Origin of the sequence: Endozoicomonas sp. ALB032, assembly GCF_049310125.1 — a bacterium.
In the GTDB taxonomy this organism is placed as follows: Bacteria; Pseudomonadota; Gammaproteobacteria; order Pseudomonadales; family Endozoicomonadaceae; genus Endozoicomonas_A.
Genome location: NZ_JBLYNW010000001.1, coordinates 4416562 through 4437024, shown reverse-complemented (window position 1 = coordinate 4437024; position 20463 = coordinate 4416562). Strand labels below are relative to the sequence as shown.

16 protein-coding genes are annotated in these 20463 nt (G+C 49.4%); 6 read left to right on the top strand and 10 right to left on the bottom strand.

The genetic code is table 11. The features are described from left to right. Positions 1-6: 6 nt before the first annotated feature. Positions 7-2127 (top strand): type II secretion system secretin GspD, encoded by a 2121-nt coding sequence (gene gspD / locus ACO6VG_RS16470; RefSeq protein WP_422133307.1) that lies wholly within the window; start codon positions 7-9, stop codon positions 2125-2127. Positions 2128-2360: 233 nt separating this feature from the next. Here gspD and ACO6VG_RS16465 read toward each other — a convergent pair whose 3' ends face one another. From ACO6VG_RS16465 to sdhC, 10 genes are all read right to left on the bottom strand, one after another. Then, positions 2361-3251, bottom strand: coding sequence for a prenyltransferase (locus ACO6VG_RS16465; protein ID WP_422133306.1), 891 nt, complete (start codon positions 3249-3251; stop codon positions 2361-2363). Between the two features lie 197 nt (positions 3252-3448). Next, complete coding sequence (sucD, locus tag ACO6VG_RS16460) at positions 3449-4321, bottom strand: succinate--CoA ligase subunit alpha (RefSeq protein WP_422133305.1); 873 nt, start codon at positions 4319-4321, stop codon at positions 3449-3451. A gap of 2 nt (positions 4322-4323) precedes the next feature. Continuing rightward, complete coding sequence (sucC, locus tag ACO6VG_RS16455) at positions 4324-5490, bottom strand: ADP-forming succinate--CoA ligase subunit beta (RefSeq protein WP_422133304.1); 1167 nt, start codon at positions 5488-5490, stop codon at positions 4324-4326. Positions 5491-5757: 267 nt separating this feature from the next. Continuing rightward, positions 5758-7197: a dihydrolipoyl dehydrogenase gene (gene lpdA, locus ACO6VG_RS16450; protein ID WP_422133303.1), complete on the bottom strand. Its 1440-nt coding sequence runs from the start codon at positions 7195-7197 to the stop codon at positions 5758-5760. A 62-nt stretch (positions 7198-7259) separates the two neighbouring features. Beyond that, positions 7260-8483, bottom strand: a complete 1224-nt coding sequence (odhB, locus tag ACO6VG_RS16445; RefSeq protein ID WP_422137654.1) for a 2-oxoglutarate dehydrogenase complex dihydrolipoyllysine-residue succinyltransferase — start codon at positions 8481-8483, stop codon at positions 7260-7262. 56 nt (positions 8484-8539) lie between these two features. Then, positions 8540-11371: a 2-oxoglutarate dehydrogenase E1 component gene (locus ACO6VG_RS16440; protein ID WP_422137093.1), complete on the bottom strand. Its 2832-nt coding sequence runs from the start codon at positions 11369-11371 to the stop codon at positions 8540-8542. Between the two features lie 546 nt (positions 11372-11917). Further along, positions 11918-12640 carry a succinate dehydrogenase iron-sulfur subunit gene (locus ACO6VG_RS16435; protein ID WP_422133301.1) on the bottom strand — a complete coding sequence of 241 codons (723 nt, stop codon included), beginning with the start codon at positions 12638-12640 and terminating at the stop codon, positions 11918-11920. Positions 12641-12655: 15 nt separating this feature from the next. Next, positions 12656-14428, bottom strand: coding sequence for a succinate dehydrogenase flavoprotein subunit (sdhA, locus tag ACO6VG_RS16430; protein WP_422133300.1), 1773 nt, complete (start codon positions 14426-14428; stop codon positions 12656-12658). Between the two features lie 3 nt (positions 14429-14431). Beyond that, a complete protein-coding gene (gene sdhD / locus ACO6VG_RS16425) occupies positions 14432-14800 on the bottom strand; it encodes a succinate dehydrogenase, hydrophobic membrane anchor protein (protein WP_422133299.1) in 369 nt (122 codons plus the stop codon). Further along, positions 14794-15168 carry a succinate dehydrogenase, cytochrome b556 subunit gene (sdhC, locus tag ACO6VG_RS16420; RefSeq protein ID WP_422133298.1) on the bottom strand — a complete coding sequence of 125 codons (375 nt, stop codon included), beginning with the start codon at positions 15166-15168 and terminating at the stop codon, positions 14794-14796. The genes sdhD and sdhC overlap by 7 nt, the downstream gene beginning before the upstream one ends. A 440-nt stretch (positions 15169-15608) precedes the next feature. Between sdhC and gltA the strand changes: the two genes are divergently transcribed. The 5 genes from gltA (at position 15609) to ddpX (ending at position 20431) form a co-directional block, all read left to right on the top strand. Continuing rightward, positions 15609-16892 (top strand): citrate synthase, encoded by a 1284-nt coding sequence (gene gltA / locus ACO6VG_RS16415; RefSeq protein WP_422137092.1) that lies wholly within the window; start codon positions 15609-15611, stop codon positions 16890-16892. A 313-nt stretch (positions 16893-17205) separates the two neighbouring features. Then, positions 17206-17928 carry a TerC family protein gene (locus tag ACO6VG_RS16410; protein ID WP_422133297.1) on the top strand — a complete coding sequence of 241 codons (723 nt, stop codon included), beginning with the start codon at positions 17206-17208 and terminating at the stop codon, positions 17926-17928. Positions 17929-17981: 53 nt separating this feature from the next. Continuing rightward, entirely contained in the window at positions 17982-18605 is a 624-nt protein-coding gene (locus ACO6VG_RS16405) for an HAD family hydrolase (protein WP_422133296.1), read from the top strand. Between the two features lie 183 nt (positions 18606-18788). After that, on the top strand, positions 18789-19802 hold the full coding sequence (locus ACO6VG_RS16400) for a PTS fructose transporter subunit EIIC (RefSeq protein ID WP_422133295.1): 1014 nt from the start codon (positions 18789-18791) through the stop codon (positions 19800-19802). Positions 19803-19864: 62 nt separating this feature from the next. Continuing rightward, on the top strand, positions 19865-20431 hold the full coding sequence (ddpX, locus tag ACO6VG_RS16395; RefSeq protein ID WP_422133294.1) for a D-alanyl-D-alanine dipeptidase: 567 nt from the start codon (positions 19865-19867) through the stop codon (positions 20429-20431). The last annotated feature ends 32 nt before the right edge of the window (positions 20432-20463 follow it).

Below are 20463 nucleotides of genomic sequence, written 5' to 3'. Positions count from 1 at the left end.
TAAGTGATGAAAACTAAAGACTGTCCATTTGTATGCATGGCCTTCAGACCTCTGTTTGCTGCATTGCTTGCCCTTAGCCTTCAGAGCAATGTATCAGCGGCCCCTTCTGCTGAAACTGCTGTAGTCAATCTGGCTGCACCCCCTCCCACAAAAGCCCTCAAGGCTGAAACGGCCAAGGACAAAAAGTGGACTCTGAATCATCAGAACGCTGACATTCGTGAATTCATTGGCCAAATCGCCAAGATCACTGGTGAGACCTTTGTCATAGACCCCAGAATCAAGGGGGGTAACACTGTAACGGTTATTTCTTCCAAACCGTTGAGCAGCGACGAAGTTTACGATGTTTTCCTCGAAGTACTGTCAGCTAATGGCTACGCCGTAATACCCAAGGGCAATATCATCAATATAGTGCCCAGTACTACAGCAAAAACCAGCTCTCCCAGTGGAAATCAGAAGCCACGTAATGCTGTCATGACCACACGGGTTCTGGAACTTCACAGTGTATCGGCTATTGAACTGATACCCATTATTCGCCCTCTGATCGCCCAGTATGGGCACGCAGCCGCTTCCGCATCCAGTAACGCTGTTATAGTCAGTGACCTTGCAGACAACGTTGAGCGAATCACCAAGCTGGTGAGGGAGCTGGACAAGACAGGTAATAATGATTACGAAGTGCTTCAGTTGAAGCATGCCTGGGTGGGTGATGTTTCCAAAATCATTCAGGACACACTGATAGCTGCCAAGGGGCAAATGCCAAGCGGACTGCAAGTCATTGCTGATGAGCGCAGCAACCGACTGGTCATCAAAGGTAACTCCAGTAAGCGCCAGAGAGTCAGGAAACTGGTAGAAACGCTGGACAAGGAAGGTATTCGCAAGTCCACTACCAAGGTGATCTTCCTCAGCTATGGCGATGCCAAGAATATTTCAGAAATCCTTGCAGAAGCATCTACCACGATTCAGGAGAGTCAGGAAAAGAAATCCAATTCTTCGGCTTCATCACAACAGCCTGTTCCACCGCACCCCTCTGTTCCCAAGGTTCAGACCAAAGGTCAGCCTTCCGGAAAAAGCAGGGGTTCCGGAGCAGCACCGAACGTGTTCGTTAAAGCCGACGAATCCCAGAACGCCCTCATCATGATTGCTGATCCGGACACTCTGGCAGAGATGGAGCATATCGTTCGGCAGCTTGATGTACCAAGATCACAGGTACTTTTGGAAGCCGTCATCGTAGAAGTCTCTGGCGGTATAGATGATGCTCTGGGTGTCCAGTGGGGTATTGATGGCAAGGAAACCATTCGCGGCTCAACCGAGACAGACCCTTCTGGTAAATCAACCAAAACCGTTGTCGGCAGCAAGAGCAGCATAACAGGACACATTCTCGATAACGCGGCAATCACCCTGGGCTCTCTGGCTTTGAGAGCGGATAATTTTGGTGTGCTGGTATCTGCCTTGAGTTCAAAGTCTAACAACGACATTCTATCTACACCCAGTATGCTGACGCTGGACAACCAGGAAGCTGAATTCCTTGTAGGTCAGAATATTCCTATCAAGACAGGCTCTTATCAAACCTCAGCCGGTGGTGGTAGCAACAACCCGTTCACTACGACTGACCGGAAGGATGTCGGCATTAAGCTAAAGATCACCCCTCACCTCAGTGAAGGTAACGGCATCAGGCTAGAGCTGGAGCAGGAGGTTTCTTCTCTGGACACTCGTACTTCAGAATCCCTTTTAAAGAATGATGACCTGATCTTCAATAACAGAACTCTGAAAACCACCGTTCTGGTAGATGATGGCCAGACCATTGTCATTGGTGGCCTGATTGAAAACGTCAAGAGTCAGACCAAGAAGAAAGTCCCGCTTCTGGGTGATATCCCTATCATCGGAAACCTGTTCCGCTTCGAACAGGATAAGAACCAGAAGCGAAATCTCATGTTGTTTATAAGACCGACCATCATGAGAAACTCTGAAACACTGGCCAAAGCCACCAAAGATCGTTACACCAAGTTGAAAGTGATTCAGCACAACAAAAAGGCACCTGACATGCTACCGGAAGAGCCATCTACACTGTTCGAACCAGAAGCCTTTGATCTGCGCAAGAAAGATAAAAAAGCCTGGCAAAGTAGTGACTGATACTGGATTCAAGTAATAGTTTCCAGTTAGAAAAAGCCAGATTATGAAGTCTGGCTTTTTCTGTTTTTCATAAAAGGCTTACTGCCTTAAAATTATTTGCAAACTTTTGACTTATAATTTTCACAAAACTGACAATAAAAAAGAAAAAAGTCGTCTATATTGAAATCTATCCGTCGAAACTAAATTAATTCACCATTCTGATTTTTTTTAACAAAGAGCCCTTCATCAGACGTTCATTCCCAAGAAGGTCTAAACACACTCAATATGAAGCAGATACCGAACACCAGAAAAAAACGTCCAGACAAAGGCGGCAATTTGTTTAGCTCGTAATCACCCAGCGAACATCTTAACAATTTAATCGGCTGCAAGATGAGTAATAACGAAAATATCAGGTAAACAGGTTTTATCAGCAAGTTGTTCAGGTAGAGGTAATAGCTGATCGGGTATACCGACAGCAACAATATAGCGTATAGTTTCTTACTTGTATCAAACCCTATTCTGACAGTCAGGGTTCTGATGTTGGAAGACTGATCTTCCAGATAATCTCGGATTTCATTCGACACCAGTAGAGCAGCTGTTAAAAGACTCACGGGTATAGAAACCCAAAGTAGCTTATTATTCCAGACACCAGAAACCGCATAGTAAGACCCGCTTACCATCAGTACCCCAGTCAGAATAAAAACGGCTGGAACTCCCAAACCGAGATGTTTATAGACGATAGGCTCTCCTGTATAGAAGTAACCAGCAGTTACACCGAAAAGCCCCATTAGAAACAAAGGCCAGCCCGTTTTCCAGACAAGCCAGAGTCCTATGACAGTTGCTACCAGAGCAAAAAGACCGGCAAAAGCAAAGTTCCTGCGAATCTGCTGAATCACCTGCTCTGCCAATTGGCCTGTCTTGCTGTTCCAGAAATGTAAGTCAGCATGATCATTGGCCAGATTACTGGCTGCCTGTAATAAAATACCCGCAATCATTACAGCCACGGCTCTGGCAATATCTCCCTCTCCCTTTGAGAAAGCTACGGCGACCCCTAATCCGCAAGTGATCAGTGCGACAGAGAAGGAAAAAGGCCTAAGCGCCCTCGCAAAACGGTATTTATCAGGATTGAGATTCGGTGTATCCACTAGAGGATTCCCTGAGGATGGAGATAAATACGGGACTATGTGCCATTAAGCGTCTTAAGCCTATAGCGATATTCCGAAACCCGGATAGCAATTAGGTAAACAGGAGAGAGATTAGCCACTCAGGAACTCAATAAAAAATCGACCCATCTCCTCTGAGATGAGCCGTATAATGAGTCAAAACTGATCAGATCGGACTCTTACCAGCCTGTTTTCTCTTTCAGAGCCTGACCGATTTCTGCCAGAGAGCGAACGGTTTTTACACCGGCTTCTTCCAGTGCAGCAAACTTCTCGTCAGCAGTCCCTTTACCACCAGAAATAATTGCACCCGCATGACCCATGCGCTTACCCGGAGGTGCAGTAACACCGGCAATATAGGAAACAACTGGCTTGGTTACGTTTTCTTTGATGTAAGCAGCCGCCTCTTCTTCAGCTGTACCACCGATTTCGCCGATCATAACGATCGCTTCAGTCTGTGGATCTTCTTGAAACAGCTTCAGGATGTCGATGAAGTTGGAGCCAGGAATCGGGTCACCACCGATACCAACACAGGTGGACTGACCAAAACCAAAATCAGTGGTCTGCTTAACCGCTTCATAAGTCAGGGTCCCGGAACGGGAAACAATTCCAACTTTGCCTGGTTTATGAATGTGGCCAGGCATAATGCCGATCTTACACTCGCCCGGAGTGATAACACCCGGGCAGTTGGGACCAATCAGAGTAACACCCAGCTCGTCGCAGCGGACCTTGCAGTCCAACATATCCAGAGTTGGAATACCTTCGGTAATGCAGACAATCAACTTTATACCGGCATTGGCAGCTTCGAGGATAGAATCCTTACAAAAAGCGGCAGGCACGTAAATTACAGTAGCATCAGCGCCGGTTGTAGCGACTGCCTCGGCAACCGTGTTGAATACAGGTAGACCCAGATGTTCCTGACCCCCCTTGCCCGGAGTAACACCACCAACCATACGAGTACCGTAAGCAATCGCCTGTTCGGAGTGGAAAGTTCCCTGAGAGCCAGTAAAGCCCTGGCAGATCACCTTGGTCTCTTTATTAATCAGGACACTCATTCTTATTTACCCTCCGCTGCTTTTACTACCTGGTCTGCAGCGTCGGAGAGACTGCTTGCAGCGATAATATCGAGTCCACTTTCAGCCAGTTTCTGAGCACCAAGCTCAGCGTTGTTGCCTTCCAGACGCACAACAACAGGTACTTCAACACCGACCTCTTTCACTGCACCGATGATGCCGTCAGCAATCAGGTCACAGCGAACGATGCCGCCGAAGATGTTAACCAGTACCGCTTTAACACTATCGTCAGACAGAATAATCTTGAAAGCTTCACTGACACGTTCTTTGGTAGCACCGCCGCCCACGTCCAGGAAGTTTGCGGGAGCACCACCGGACAGCTTAACGATGTCCATGGTACCCATAGCCAGACCAGCGCCGTTTACCATGCAGCCGATGTTACCATCCAGGGCTACGTAGTTGAGTTCCCACTGAGCCGCGTGGGCTTCGCGTGCGTCTTCCTGAGAAGGATCGTGCATGGTCTTCAGACGAGGCTGACGGTAAAGAGCGTTGCTATCAATGTTCAGCTTGGCATCCAGGCAGTGCAGATCGCCAGCTTCAGTGATAACCAATGGATTGATTTCCAGCAGAGCCAAATCCAGATCCTGGAACAGTTTCGCCAGACCCAGGAAGATCTTGGTAAACTGCTTAACCTGTGTAGCGTTCAGACCCAGTTTGAAAGCCAGTTCACGGCCCTGATAGGGCTGAGCACCGACCAGAGGGTCAATAGTTGCCTTCAGAATCTTTTCTGGCGTTTCTTCTGCCACCTTCTCGATTTCAACGCCACCTTCGGTGGAGGCCATAAAAACGATCCGGCGGGTAGAACGGTCTACAACAGCACCCAGGTAAAGTTCCTGAGCGATGTCGGTGCAACTTTCTACCAGAATCTTGCTAACTGGCTGACCATTTTCGTCTGTCTGGTAAGTGACCAGATTCTTACCCAGCCACTTCTCGGCAAATTCACGAATTTGGTCCTTGGAGCTGACCAGCTTTACGCCCCCAGCCTTACCGCGTCCACCTGCATGAACCTGTGCTTTAACAACCCACTGATTTCCGCCAATTTGGTCTGCGGCTGCAGCTGCTTCTTCCGGTGTATCGCAGGCAATACCCTTGGATACCGGCAGGCCATACTCAGCAAATAGCTGCTTACCCTGATATTCATGGAGATTCATACTGACAATACCATTGTTGTTTTAATCAAATTCCTATCCACATCCGTGGATAAAAAGGTTTCTTTGTTTCGACCCCAACTCTTCAGGCATCGAAATTAAACTTTGGGTCCTGACGCCTGTCTAACTTGTACTTTCGATATGAAATTGTCTCAAGTCCTACAGGCTAAGATTCCCTCTGACACTTCTTCGAATCAGTTTATCCATTGAGAAAGCTTACTGATACAAGTAGGTCTTACACACATCAGTAAATGATTCCCGTAAGCTCAGCTAGCGACGTTTACGATTAGGAATATGAATCGCATGACCGTCTACAGCCAGAACTGCTTCGTGCAAAGCTTCACTCAATGTTGGGTGAGAGAATATAGTCAGAGCCAGGTCTTCAGTGCTGGCCGCAAACTCCATGGCAATAACTGCCTGCTGAACCAGTTCAGCAGCGCTTGGGCCTACTACGTGCACACCCAAGACACGGTCAGTTACCTTGTCAGCAATAACCTTAACCATTCCTTCCGTATCGTTAGCAGCCAGAGCACGACCACTGGCAACAAATGGGAAAGTACCTAATTTGTAATCAACACCTTCGGCTTTCAGTTCCTGCTCGGTCTTGCCTACCCATGCAATTTCAGGATGGGTATAGATCACAGAAGGAATCAAATCATAGTTCACATGACCTTTCTGGCCAGCGATGATTTCAGCAACCATGATGCCTTCTTCACTGCCCTTGTGCGCCAACATTGGACCACGAACCACATCACCAACAGCGTATACACCGGGCACGTCAGTAGCACAGTGATCATCAACAAAAATAAAGCCACGCTCATCCAGGTTCACACCACAATCTGCAGCCAGCAGGCTCTCTGTGTATGGACGACGGCCTACAGCAACAATCAGTTTGTCGAATACAACAACCTGTTCATTGCCATCAGAATCCGCATAGGTAACGTGTACTTCTTTATCCTTGATTTCAGATCCAGTGACACGGGCACCCAAGCAGATATCCAGTCCTTGCTTCTTGAAGATTTTCATGGATTCTTTGGAGATCTGCTCGTCGGCAGCTGCCAGGAAACGATCCATGGCTTCCAGAACAATGACTTCAGAGCCAAGACGACCCCAAACGCTACCCAGCTCGAGGCCGATAACACCAGCACCAATGACCCCCAGACGTTTGGGTATTTCCTGGAATTCAAGGGCTCCGGTGGAATCAACAATCAAATCACCATCAGTCGGTGCAGGGGGAATTTCTACCGGACGGGAGCCAGTAGCAATAACAACATTACCCGCTTCATAAACTTCAACAGTGCCATCAGCCTTGGTCAGCTCAACCTGCTTGTTCGCCAGAACTTTACCAGCACCTTCCAGCAGAGTTACACCATTTGCTTTAAACAGACCACCGACGCCGGTAGTGAGGGTTTTAACGATCTTGCTCTTGCGGGCGATCATTTGCGGCACGTCCATTTCCACACCAGAGTGATTGATACCGTGCAGCTTGAAGTCTTTTTGAGCTTCAACAAATTTGTGAGAACTGTCCAGCAGCGCCTTGGAGGGAATGCAACCTACGTTCAGACAGGTTCCGCCCAGAGCTGTTTTTCCTTTGTCATCAGTCCACTTTTCAATACAAGCAGTCTTAAGGCCCAGCTGCGCTGCACGAATTGCACAAACGTAACCTGCAGGACCTGCTCCGATGACAACAACGTCAAACTGATTCGCCATATCTTCTATTCCAAGAAAATGAGAATGGCGGCCTTGTGAGCCGCCGCATAACCCATGAAAACTTACAATTCCAACAGGATTCTGGCTGGATCTTCCAACAGCTCCTTGATGGTAACGAGGAAAGTGACTGCTTCCTTGCCATCCAGCAACCTGTGGTCATAGGACAAAGCCAGATTCATCATGGGCAGAATCTCCACCTGACCGTTGACGGCCATGGGGCGCTCCTGAATTTTGTGCATACCCAGAATAGCGGACTGAGGTGGATTCAGAATCGGTGTAGACAAGAGCGAACCAAACACACCGCCGTTGGAAATAGTAAAGGTTCCACCGGTCATGTCCTCAATATCCAGTTTGCCACCCTGGGCTTTTTTACCGTATTCACGGATTTTGGCCTCAACGTCGGCGAGGCTCATGTTTTCAGCGTTACGCAGAATAGGTACTACCAGACCACGATCGCTGGAGACAGCAACGCCAATATCCTGATAGCCGTGGTAAACGATATCATTACCATCAATGGAGGCATTAACTGCAGGATAACGACGCAGGGCTTCAGCACAGGCTTTGACAAAGAAGGACATGAACCCGAGACGAACACCGTGCCGCTTCTCGAACTGATCTTTATAACGGGCTCTCAGTTCCATAACCGGCTTCATATTGACCTCATTGAAGGTGGTCAGCATGGCGGCTGTCTGCTGTGCTTCTACCAGACGCTGGGCAACTCTAGCACGCAGACGTGTCATTGGTACACGTTTTTCCGTGCGCTCGCCAGCAAATACCGGAGTTGTAGCTTCTACCACAGGCGCAGAAGAAGCATGGACTGTTGGAGCAGGAGCAGCTACCTGAGCTGGCCGCTGCTCTGCATGACGAACGACATCTTCCTTGGTGACACGACCGCCCCTGCCAGTGCCAGAAATAGTCGTTGGGTCAATGCCTTTTTCATTAGCGATCTTACGAGCAGCGGGGCTCAATACTGGCTCTTCCGTACTAGGTGACACTTCACTGGTTGCCGACGCTGATTCAGCTGCAGGAACGGAGGCTGTGGATGCTGCACCGGCTTCAAAAACGGCAATAACCTCTTCGCTCAGGACCGTCTCGTCTTCATTCTTGAGAATCTCTTTCAGCACGCCATCCGCTGGAGCAACAACTTCCAGTACTACCTTATCGGTCTCTATATCGACCAGCAGCTCATCACGAGAGCAAGCTTCTCCGGGCTTCTTGTGCCAAGTGGCAACCACACCGTCAGCGACAGATTCCGGAAACGTTGGTGCTTTTATTTCAGTGGCCATTATGGATCCTTTCGGGGTTGCGACCGATCGCCCCGGAGCAACCGGGGCATCATCAATTAAACGTTAAAAGCGTCTTCTACCAGCTTTTCTTGCTCTTCTACATGCTTGGACATATAACCACATGCTGGTGCCGCTGAAGCATCACGACCTGAATAGGCCAGACGCAGGTTGTTAGAGTGATTATCGAGAGCACGGCGCATATGATGCTGGCTGCAATACCAGGCGCCCTGGTTCATCGGCTCTTCCTGGCACCAGACAACATCCTTCAGGTTTGGATAGTGCGCAATCACCTCATCAAGGTCATCCTGAGGAAAAGGATACAGCTGCTCGATACGAATGATGGCTGAATTTTTCAGTTCATTTGCACGCTTATACTCAAGCAGATCGTAATAGACCTTACCGCTGCACATGACAAGACGGGTAATTTCCGCTGCTTCATGCACATCAACCTCTGGAATGATGGTCTGGAAGCTGCCTTCAGCCAGCTCTTCCAACGTGGAAACTGCCAGCTTGTGCCTAAGCAGGCTCTTGGGAGTAAAAGCGATTAATGGCTTTCGCAGCGGACGCAACACCTGACGACGCAGCATGTGAAACACCTGAGCCGGAGTGGTTGGCACACACACCTGGATATTGTGCTCTGCACACAGTTGCAGATAACGCTCAAGACGGGCTGAAGAGTGCTCCGGGCCCTGACCTTCATAACCATGAGGCAACAGCATGGTCAGGCCACAGAGACGCCCCCACTTGTGCTCACCACTGGTAATAAACTGGTCAATAACTACCTGACAGCCGTTAGCAAAGTCACCAAACTGGGCTTCCCAGATAACCAGTGCGCCCGGTGTCGTAGTCGCATAACCATATTCGAAAGCCAGCACAGCCTCTTCCGAGAGCAAAGAGTCCCAGATCTGGAAGTCAGGCTGTTTTTCGGAAATATTGGCCAGTGGTACATAGGTAGAACCGTCTTTCTGATTGTGCAGCACCGCATGACGGTGAGAGAAAGTGCCTCGACCAACATCCTGACCGGTAATACGTACCGGATGACCTTCCATAATCAGGGTACCGTATGCCAATGTTTCAGCGGCACCCCAGTTGATGGATTGTGCTCCCGCAGCCATTTTCAGTCGATCATCAATAATCTTGCTGACCTGACGCTGAACAACAAAACCTTCAGGTACCTTGCACAGTTTCTGCCCCAGGCCCTGCAGAGTAGCCAGGGCTACGCGGGTATCGTGACGCGCAGTCCATTCATGTCCTAGGTGAGGAGTCCAATCAACAAACAGTTCTTTGTTGGGTTCTTTTACCAGCGACTTAACAACATGACCGCCGTTGTCCAATGCATTACGGTAGCTGTCTACCAGCGCCTTGTCCTTCTCTGCATCCATGACGCCTGCTTCCATCAGTCTCTCTGCATAGAGATCACGGGTCGTCTTGTGACTCTTGATAATCTGGTACATCAGAGGCTGTGTACCGGAAGGTTCATCGGCTTCATTGTGACCACGACGACGGTAGCAGACCATGTCAATAACAACATCGCGCTTGAATTCCATTCGGTAATCCAGCGCCATTTTGGTCGCAAAGTGGACGGCTTCAGGATCATCACCATTCACATGAAGGATAGGAGCACCGACAATCTTGGCTACATCCGTACAGTACTCTGTAGAACGGGCATCTTCCTGTTTACTGGTTGTAAAACCCACCTGGTTGTTGACGATAATATGCAGAGTACCACCGGTCTTATAAGCACGGGTCTGGGACATCTGCAGGGTTTCCATGACTACCCCCTGACCAGCAAATGCGGCATCACCGTGAATGGCAATCGGTATAACCTGACCACGGGCAGAATCGTTACGACGATCCTGACGAGCACGCACAGAGCCCTCTACTACAGGGGACACTATTTCCAGATGAGAAGGGTTGAATGCCAGTGCCAGGTGAACTTCACCACCCGGTGTCATGACGTTGGAGGAAAAGCCCTGGTGATACTTCACGTCACCAGAGCCGGTATCGGCCATTTTCTTACCCTCGAACTCGTCAAACAGTTCAGAAGGGTTCTTTCCGAGAATATTAACCAATACGTTGAGTCGACCACGGTGAGCCATGCCGATCACGATTTCCTTGGCGCCGTAAGAACCGGAGCGCTGGATAATTTCGTCCAGCATGGGAATCAATGATTCCCCTCCTTCCAAACCAAAACGTTTGGTGCCCGGGTACTTGGTTCCCAGGTATTTTTCCAGACCTTCTGCCGCAGTCAGGCGTTCCAGCAGATGCTGCCGACCTTCAAGGCCCAAATCCGGACGACCTCGAACACTTTCCATGCGGCTTTGGAACCAGCGACGTTCTTCAGTGTTGACAATGTGCATGTATTCAACACCAATGGAGCCGCAGTAGGTGGCCATGAGAGAGTCGATAATCTCGCGCAGCGTTGCCCGCTCTTTACCGATAAAAATGGTACTGGTCTGAAATTCAGTATCCAGATCTGCTTCGCTCAGCCCGTGATACTCAAGGCTCAGATCGGGAAACTGTTCACGCTGCATACAACCCAATGGGTCTATTCTGGCCTGCTGATGCCCGCGGATTCGGAAGGCACTGATCAAACGCAACACCTGAATCTGCTTGCGCTCATGATCGCTGGAAATGGTGCCGGCTTGGATTGGGCGGGTGCTCTGACGCTGACGCGCCATCAGGACAAAATTTTCCTGGATGGTGGAGTGAGGTACATCCGGACCACCACCATTGACCTGAGGAAGTTTTTCAAAATAATCACGCCACTCCTCAGAGACCGAATTCGGATCGCGAAGGAATTGTTCGTAAAGTTCTTCGACGTATGCAGCATTCCCCCCGGATATATGTGAGGTATCCCACATTTGCTGCATCACACCTTCTTGCATCATCACTACCCCGTGAATGAAGGGCTGTCTAATCATGAGAGTCGCACTGTGGTCTGCCTGTCTGTTGTCCTGACAGGCAGAGCGCTGAAAACCGGGGCTTTCGCCTCCCCCGCTTATTCAAACTCCACAGATAGACCGGTGATTGACCGGCCGTCCCGCTGATAAAACCTGCCTGACCTGCCCTTCATTGGTTTGGAGAGTCAGTAGTCAGTCAGGCTTAGAATAAACTACAGTTCCACTTAATTCGTGCGACAGTGGGACCATAGCCAGAAATTCTCTTTGGATCGTCAGCTCCTCCAGAATTCTGGCGTCAGCCTCAGACCCTTTATGTTGAAAATTAGTTTTGAAAACCAGTGTAGATACTGCTGATAGAAAAAACGTACGCTCACATAACATTCGCACATTTCATGTAATCGGACCACCCTCAAATTGATCTAAAATCGAGTTCTCCGACAACTTCCTCTTCCAGGGAGTCTCTTGTGCAGCAATAAAAGAGCCCCCCTGTTGTCTGCTTAATCGCTTAAGGCCGCCTTTTAGAGTAACCGATCAGGATGCACTATCAAACAGCATCTGTTTAATATGACCAATTGCCTTGGTTGGATTCAGGCCTTTTGGACACACAGCCACACAGTTCATGATACCACGGCAACGGAAAACGCTGAACGGATCATCCAGTTCCGCGAGTCGTTCCTGAGTCGCAGTATCACGGCTGTCAGCCAGAAAACGATAGGCCTGCAGCAGGCCGGATGGACCAACAAACTTGTCGGGATTCCACCAGAAAGATGGACAGGCTGTGGAGCAGCATGCACAGAGAATACACTCATACAGGCCATCCAGCTTCTCACGATCTTCAGGACTCTGCAGACGCTCTATGGCCGGTGCAGGCTCTTCATTGATCAAGAAGGGCTTGATCTTTTCGTACTGCTTATAGAAAAGACTCATGTCCACGATCAAGTCACGGATGACCGGCAGTCCAGGCAAGGGACGCAAAATCAACTTCTTCTTGCTACCCATGGCTTCCGACAAAGATGTTACGCAAGCCAGACCATTAGTACCATTAATGCTCATACCATCGGAACCGCAAACACCTTCACGACAGGAGCGACGATACACTAAGGTTTCGTCTTTTTCCTTGATCAGGTTTAAGACATCGAGCACCATCAGGTCTTTGCCTTCAGGAATATCCACCTCAATGTCTTTCATGTAAGGTTTGGAGTCAGTCTCCGGATTGTAGCGATAGACACTGACACTTAATGAACTACCCAACATATTCCTGCCTCCTCCTCAGTAGGTTCTGGCTTTCGGTGGAAAAGCGTCCATGGTTTTAGGAGCAAAGTTGACCTGACGCTTGCCGACCCGTTTTTCAGCCGGAAAATACACGGAATGTGCCAACCAGTTTTCATCATCACGCTCGGTAAAGTCGTTCCGGGCGTGAGCACCACGAGACTCCTTACGCTCTTCGGCAGAAACCGCAGTAGCATAAGCTACTTCATAGAGATTCTCGAGTTCAAGAGCTTCAATGCGGGCTGTATTAAATGCCTGACTCTTGTCTTCGAGGTGAGTATTTTTCAGACGCTCACCCAACTCATTCAGCTTCTTCAGACCTTCCTGCATACTATCGCCTTCACGGAATACACCGAAGTAGAGCTGCATAGTGTTTTGCAAATCCTTACGGACGTCGGCAACCTTTTCACCGCTACCGGACTTGTTCAGCCGATCCAGACGGGACATGGCCGCTTCAACATCACTGTCAGAAGCATCAACACCATCGAAACCCTCTCTCAGGTTTTTCTCGATCTGGATACCTGCTGCACGACCAAACACGACCAGATCCAGGAGAGAGTTACCACCCAGACGGTTAGCACCGTGAACAGATACACATGCAGCTTCACCGCAGGCATAGAGACCTTCTACAACTTTATCGTTACCTTCAGCATCCGGAAACAGAGCCTGCCCACCCACATTGGTAGGAATACCACCCATCATATAGTGACAGGTTGGAACGACCGGAACAGGCACTTTAACCGGATCAGCATGAGCGAAGGTCTTGGACAGTTCACAGATACCTGGCAGACGCAGATTCAGAGTTTCTTCACCCAGATGATCAAGCTTCAGCAGCACGTGATCCTTATCCGGTCCACAGCCACGTCCTTCCAGAATTTCGAGAATCATGGAGCGAGCTACTACGTCACGGCCAGCCAGATCTTTGGCATTGGGCGCATAACGCTCCATAAAACGCTCACCTTCACTGTTGATCAGGTAACCACCTTCACCACGACAACCCTCAGTCACCAGAACCCCCGCACCGTGAATACCGGTTGGGTGGAACTGCCACATTTCCATATCCTGCATTGGGTAGCCAGCACGCAGAGCCATACCAATACCGTCACCGGTATTGATCAGGGCGTTAGTGGTGGAAGCATAGATACGTCCAGCACCGCCGGTAGCCATAACAGTTGCTTTGGATTTAACATAAACGGTTTCGCCTGTTTCCATGCAAATCGCAATAACACCGGCCACCTGACCATTCTGATTCTTCACCAGATCTACGGCGTACCATTCGTTCAGAAATGTAGTACCACCTTTCAGGTTGGCCTGATACAGAGTATGTAGAAGAGCGTGCCCTGTGCGGTCAGCAGCCGCACAGGTTCGAGCAGCCTGACCACCCTTACCGAATTCTTTGGATTGACCACCGAATGGTCGCTGGTAGATACGCCCTTCTTCAGTACGAGAAAAAGGCAACCCCATATGCTCCAGTTCAAACACAGCCTGGGGACCTACTGAACACATATACTCGATTGCATCCTGGTCACCGATATAGTCCGAACCTTTTACGGTATCGAACATATGCCAGCGCCAGTCATCCTGAGGATCTGCACTGGCAATAGCACAGGTAATACCACCCTGGGCAGATACAGTATGAGAGCGAGTTGGAAACACTTTGGTCACACAGGCCGTTTTAATACCGGCCTGAGTCAGTTGCAGTGCAGCGCGCATGCCAGCGCCACCGCCGCCGATTACGATGGCGTCGTAAGTCAGTGTGCGAAGAGCTGTCATAGATCAATTCCCCCAGAGAATTTGAATGCCCCAGACAATGTAACTGAATACTGCTACAAAACAGATCAGCTGGAAGGGGAAACGAATCAGAACAGACTTGTTCCCAAGTGCACGAGCATTCAGGTAGTCAGTGGCAATGGTCCACATACCCACCCAGGCGTGGGCAGCAATGGAAAGAATGGCGAGCAAGGTAAATACCTTCATCCAGGTCTGCTCGAACAGTCCGTTCCATTGCTGAAAATCCAGACCAGGATTTATAAGAACATAGCCGCCTAAAAACAACGTGTAAGCAGCCAGAATGATGGCAGACAACCTCTGCAGCATCCAGTCGTAGAGTCCACTTCGGGACAAGTTGGTAATATTTGTTACCACAACCACACCCCCGCGAGCACAATCAGTACAGCTGATAAAACAATGGTGACGATCGCACCAGCCTTACCTGACTCCTTACCTTCACCAATACCGATATCCATTAACAAATGCTTGACACCGGCAACAAAGTGGTAGATCAGCCCGGAAAGCAACACCCAGACAATAAATTTGACCAGGCCACCCGACATGAGCGCTTTCAGTTCGGCAAAGGACTGCTCTGAAGACAGCGACAGATCCAGTGCATAGAGCAGGAAACCCACCCCAACAAACAGCAATATTCCCGAAATCCTGTGCAGGATCGAGGTATACGCTGGCAGAGGTAGTTTAATTGTGGTTATGTCTAGATTGACAGGTCTTTTGCTATTCACGTTTTTTGTCCCAACGCCCGAGGCGTGCACAGCTGAATCAGCAACAATATCCAGAGACTACGACCCACTCGGGTTCATACCCTCTTTTTATCAGGCTTGCCTGAACAGGCTACCCTGAATGCAGGTTAAGAAGCCGCGTTAATTCATGTTAACGTTCTTTTCTCACCCCCCTCATGAAGTCCTCCACGACTTCGGCTGAGGAGTATAAACAGTTCGGTTTTCAATTACAATTGATTAACACTCTAGGCAAATTTACTATAGACCTCTGAACTTATTGCGCAGACTTTTTCACAGATACACAGGTTTGACAAACAAATTTCTGGCCCTATAGTGGTCGAACCGTAAAGGGCCCCAACCAAAAAAACTTATTCTGTACGCATAATAATTATGGGTCCGAGAAGACGATAACGACAGAATAAACGGCAAGACAGGAGCCTATGATGGCTGAAAAGAAAGCAACCCTCTCGATTGACGGCAAACAACTGGAACTTCCTGTACATACGGGGTCCCTGGGCCCAGATGTTGTTGATGTTCGCAGCCTGACTGCCAATGGTCTGTTCACATACGACCCTGGTTTTGTATCTACCGCTTCCTGCGAGTCAAAGATCACTTACATAGATGGTGAGAAGGGCGTGCTACTGCACCGTGGCTACCCGATTGAGCAGCTTGCTGAGCACTCTGACTACCTGGAAACCTGCTACCTGCTGATTTATGGCGAACTTCCTAACAGCAAAGAGAAGAAGCATTTTGAAGACACCATCATGCGTCATACCATGATACATGAACAAATGGTGGATCTATTCTCCGGTTTCCGTCGTGACGCTCACCCTATGGCCGTGATGTGCGGTGTAGTAGGTGCTCTCTCTGCCTTCTATCACGATTCACTGGACATCACCAACGAACGTCACCGTGAAATCTGCGCCTATCGCCTGATTTCCAAAATGCCTACGCTGGCAGCCATGACCTACAAATACTCCATCGGCCAGCCATTCGTTTACCCGCGCAATGACCTGGGTTACGGCGGCAATTTCCTGCACATGATGTTTGCTACTCCCTGTGAAGAGTACGAGGTTAATCCTGTACTGGCACGCGCCATGGACCGCATCTTCCTGCTGCATGCTGATCACGAACAGAACGCATCAACTTCGACTGTTCGTCTGGCAGGCTCCAGTGGTGCCAACCCATTCGCCTGTATTGCTGCTGGTATCGCAGCTCTCTGGGGACCGGCTCACGGTGGTGCCAACGAAGCAGTGCTGGTGATGCTGAACCAAATTGGTGATGAGAAACACATCGATGAATTCATTGATCGCGCCAAGGACAAGAATGATCCCTTCCGCCTGATGGGCTTTGGCCATCGAGTCTACAAAAACTTTGACCCACGTGCCAAGGTTATGAAGCAGACCTGTGACGAAGTTCTGAGTGAACTAGGCCTGGAAGACGATCCACTGTTCAAGATCGCCAAGCGCCTTGAAAAGATAGCCCTGGAAGACGAATACTTCGTCGAGAAAAAGCTGTACCCGAACGTAGACTTTTACTCCGGCATTATCCTGAAAGCCCTGGGCATTCCAACAGAGATGTTCACAGTAATCTTCGCAACCGGTCGTACTCCGGGCTGGATCGCTCACTGGCATGAAATGATCAGTGGTGAATACCGCATTGGTCGTCCGCGTCAGCTCTACACCGGCGAGACTTCCAGAGACTTTATCCCGGTTTCCGATCGCTAATCACTGCTATACCCGTTACCTGCTGAAAGCCGAAGTCTTATTGGCTTTCAGCCCTCCCTTCTGCCTCAGACTTTTTTGCCCACTTTCATCATCTTCGCAACGTGACCAGCATTTTCTCGAAAGCGGCCAAAAACAACGCCTCGAGCTGATTGCTTACAACACCGACAGAACAACCTTTCAGACTTCCGGGGGTCAAAACATTCTTCACAGCTATCAGCCTCGTCTATTTTTAACCGATATTATTAACGAGTAGCTCAGGGAAGAGCATCCCGGCAAGAACGGCTAATACGATAGAGCGAATACGATAGAAACAATGACTGAACTTTTTCTGACCCCGGAGCCCTGGATAGCTCTGGCAACACTGACCCTTCTGGAGATTATTCTGGGCATCGACAACATCATTTTTATTACGATCGTTGTCGACAAAATGCCTGCACACCAACGCAACAGCGCCCGCAGACTCGGGCTGTTACTGGCCATGTTCACAAGGATCGCCCTGCTGCTCTCCATTACCTGGATCATGAGTCTCACTGCCCCTCTATTCCATCTGTTCAATCATGCCCTATCCGGCCGCGACCTGATTCTTCTCGGAGGCGGGCTCTTCCTGCTGATTAAAGCCACTCACGAGATTCACGATTCTATTGAGCCCGGCGAAGATGAAGGATCTCACCTTAAACCACGAGGGTATGTTATAACCCTGATCCAGATTGCTCTCATCGATATTGTTTTCTCCCTGGATTCAGTCATTACAGCAGTGGGACTGGCAGAACACCTCTGGGTCATGATCACCGCCATTGTTATTTCGGTAGGCATCATGATGTTTGCTGCAGCCCCTATCGGAGAGTTTGTCAGCAATCATCCTACCTTCAAAATGCTGGCGCTCTCCTTTTTGATTCTGGTGGGAGTCTCCCTTATGGGAGAAGGTCTCGACTTTCATATTCCAAAAGGCTACATCTACTTTGCCATGGCCTTTTCTATGGCCGTCGAGATGCTCAACACCCGTTTGCGATCGAGACAGTCTGCGACAAACAAGTAGCATTGGAGTATTCTCAAACAATTGAGCAACACCCTCTTATCACCGGAGCTGTTATGTCCTGTCCGATTCTGTTTGATATGGGTGGCGTGATTGCCGACTCCTGGCAACCCTTCTTCTCTTTCTGGTCAGAAGTTTTGATCAAACTGGACGCAGAAGACCTGGCCACAGAAGAGCAAGTTCTCGCCCTTTTTGAAGGCAATTTTTTTAAAAAGCTAAGCCAGCAAGTCGCCGGAGACAAAGTGCAACACGCTCTTATGAATCATGCACGACTTGCCCACCTGGAGTTCATGAAAAACTGCCGCTCTATTCCTGATGTCAGTGAGAGCTTGCAGCACCTTGGCCAACACTTCCCTCTGTACCTGATCACCTCCAATTTTACCCAAGCTGCAGAGCATTTCCTGAATAATCAGAATATCCGGTGTTTCAGGGGAATAATGGGTATGGAACAGAGCTTTATCAAAACGGACAAAATCCGAACAGTGATGAAACAGCACCCGGATCAGCCCTGTTATTTCGTTAGCGACACCTCAGGAGACCTGCATGAAGCTCGAGAAGCTGGCGCTGTTCCCGTTGCAGTCAGCTGGGGGTGGCATAACCGTAAAACTCTTGAAGACGCGAAGCCCGCTTTCATACTTGACAATCCGTCTGAGCTGCTAGACTTCAGCTTTCACATTTAAAGCCCGGACAGACCCCTATGAGGCTCAACTGTTTCAGATATGGCTTCCCTGGCCACTTCTCACGGAATTTATTCGGGATTAAAAGCAGCCAGTCTCCGGGATCCTTGTGCCTGTTGGCCTGCCCCGGAGATTCTTCTACCCAGATACCTCAAAGGGCATCAATGACTAAAACGGGTGATATTAATGAATAGCGTGAAAGCAGAATTCATTAAGCTCAGATCCCATCTACTGACAGGCACCAGCCACATGATTCCCTTCGTGGTAGCTGGCGGAGTGCTCCTATCGGTGTCTGTCATGTTTCATGGCAAGGGAGCCCCGCCCGAATCCGGTTTTCTCAAAGATGTGTGGGAGATGGGAGTCGCTGGTTTTACCCTCTTCATCCCGGTTCTGGGAGGCTACATAGCCTGGTCTATTGCCAACCGCCCCGGCCTGGCACCTGGCATGATCGGAGCATGGCTGGCAGCTCAGTTTGGATGCGGTTTTCTGGGGGCTATGATTGTCGGGCTTATCGCGGGCTATATCGTCAATGCCCTCAAGAGAATCCCCTTCTCATCGAACATACAACCTGTTGCTACCATCTTTGTCTACCCTCTGGCAGGTACTTTTCTGACCTCCGCTCTGGTGATTTGGGTGATTGGACAACCCATCGCCAATATGATGAGTCACCTCAACGATTGGTTGCATAGTCTTCAGGGATTATCGAAGGTTTCATTGGGGGTCATTCTTGGAGGAATGACCGCTTTTGACATGGGCGGCCCAATCAATAAAGTCGCTACCCTGTTTGCTCAGACTCAGGTAAAGAACCACCCCTACCTTATGGGCGGTGTCGGCGTCGCCATATGCACCCCGCCACTGGGTATGTGGCTGGCCACTCTGCTGTCACCCGGCAAATACACTGCTGAAGAGCGAGAGGCTGGCAAGGCCGCTCTGGCCATGGGTATGATAGGTATATCAGAAGGGGCAATCCCCTTCGCTGTTGCTGACCCGATACGGGTCATACCCGCCATTGTTCTGGGAGGTATTACAGGCAATGTTATAGGTTTCATGGCCGAAGTTATCAACTACGCTCCCTGGGGAGGCTGGATCGTTCTACCGGTTGTCGACGGTCGCTCCTGGTACATTCTGGCCACTATCGCAGGCGCACTGGTAACAGCTCTGGCTGTCAACCTGTTAAAACCTGTAAAACCAGAACTTTAAGAACCTGTCGACGATAATTACCTTTACCCTGAATTAAAAATGCCTGAAGGTTAGATCAACATATGAAGAACTCGCATCCATTGGTTGAAGTCACGCCGCAAAGTCACGACCTTGTTCTCGAGATAGTCTACGCCACCGAGAACAACTTCACCGGTAAGCAGGTTTATAAAAAACCTCTCTGCCTGATGCACGAAGAAGCCGCCAACAAATTGCAAAACGTCATTGAAGTTCTTCAACCCATGGGGCTCAAATTAAAAATATGGGATGCCTTTCGCCCCCTGGAAGCCCAGCAAGAACTCTTTAACTGTGTACCAGACCCTGAATATGTATCTCACCCGAAAACCGGTTTGCGAACCCACTGCAGAGGAATAGCTATCGATCTCACGCTGGTTGATCGGTTTGGGCGGACACTGGAAATGGGTACCGAGTTTGACGACTTTCGTCCTCTGGCTCACCATGGCAATGACCAGATTTCCGAGCTCGCACAGAAAAACCGGTTAATACTGGCAGGTGCCATGAATGTCGCTGGATTCGACTCTTTACAAAACGAATGGTGGCATTATCAATTGCCTGATGCCGACCTGTATCCGATATTAGAAGAAAGTGAAATCGGCTCAGGTATTATTTAGTTCAGCTAAGGGTTCTACTTCACACTGTTCAC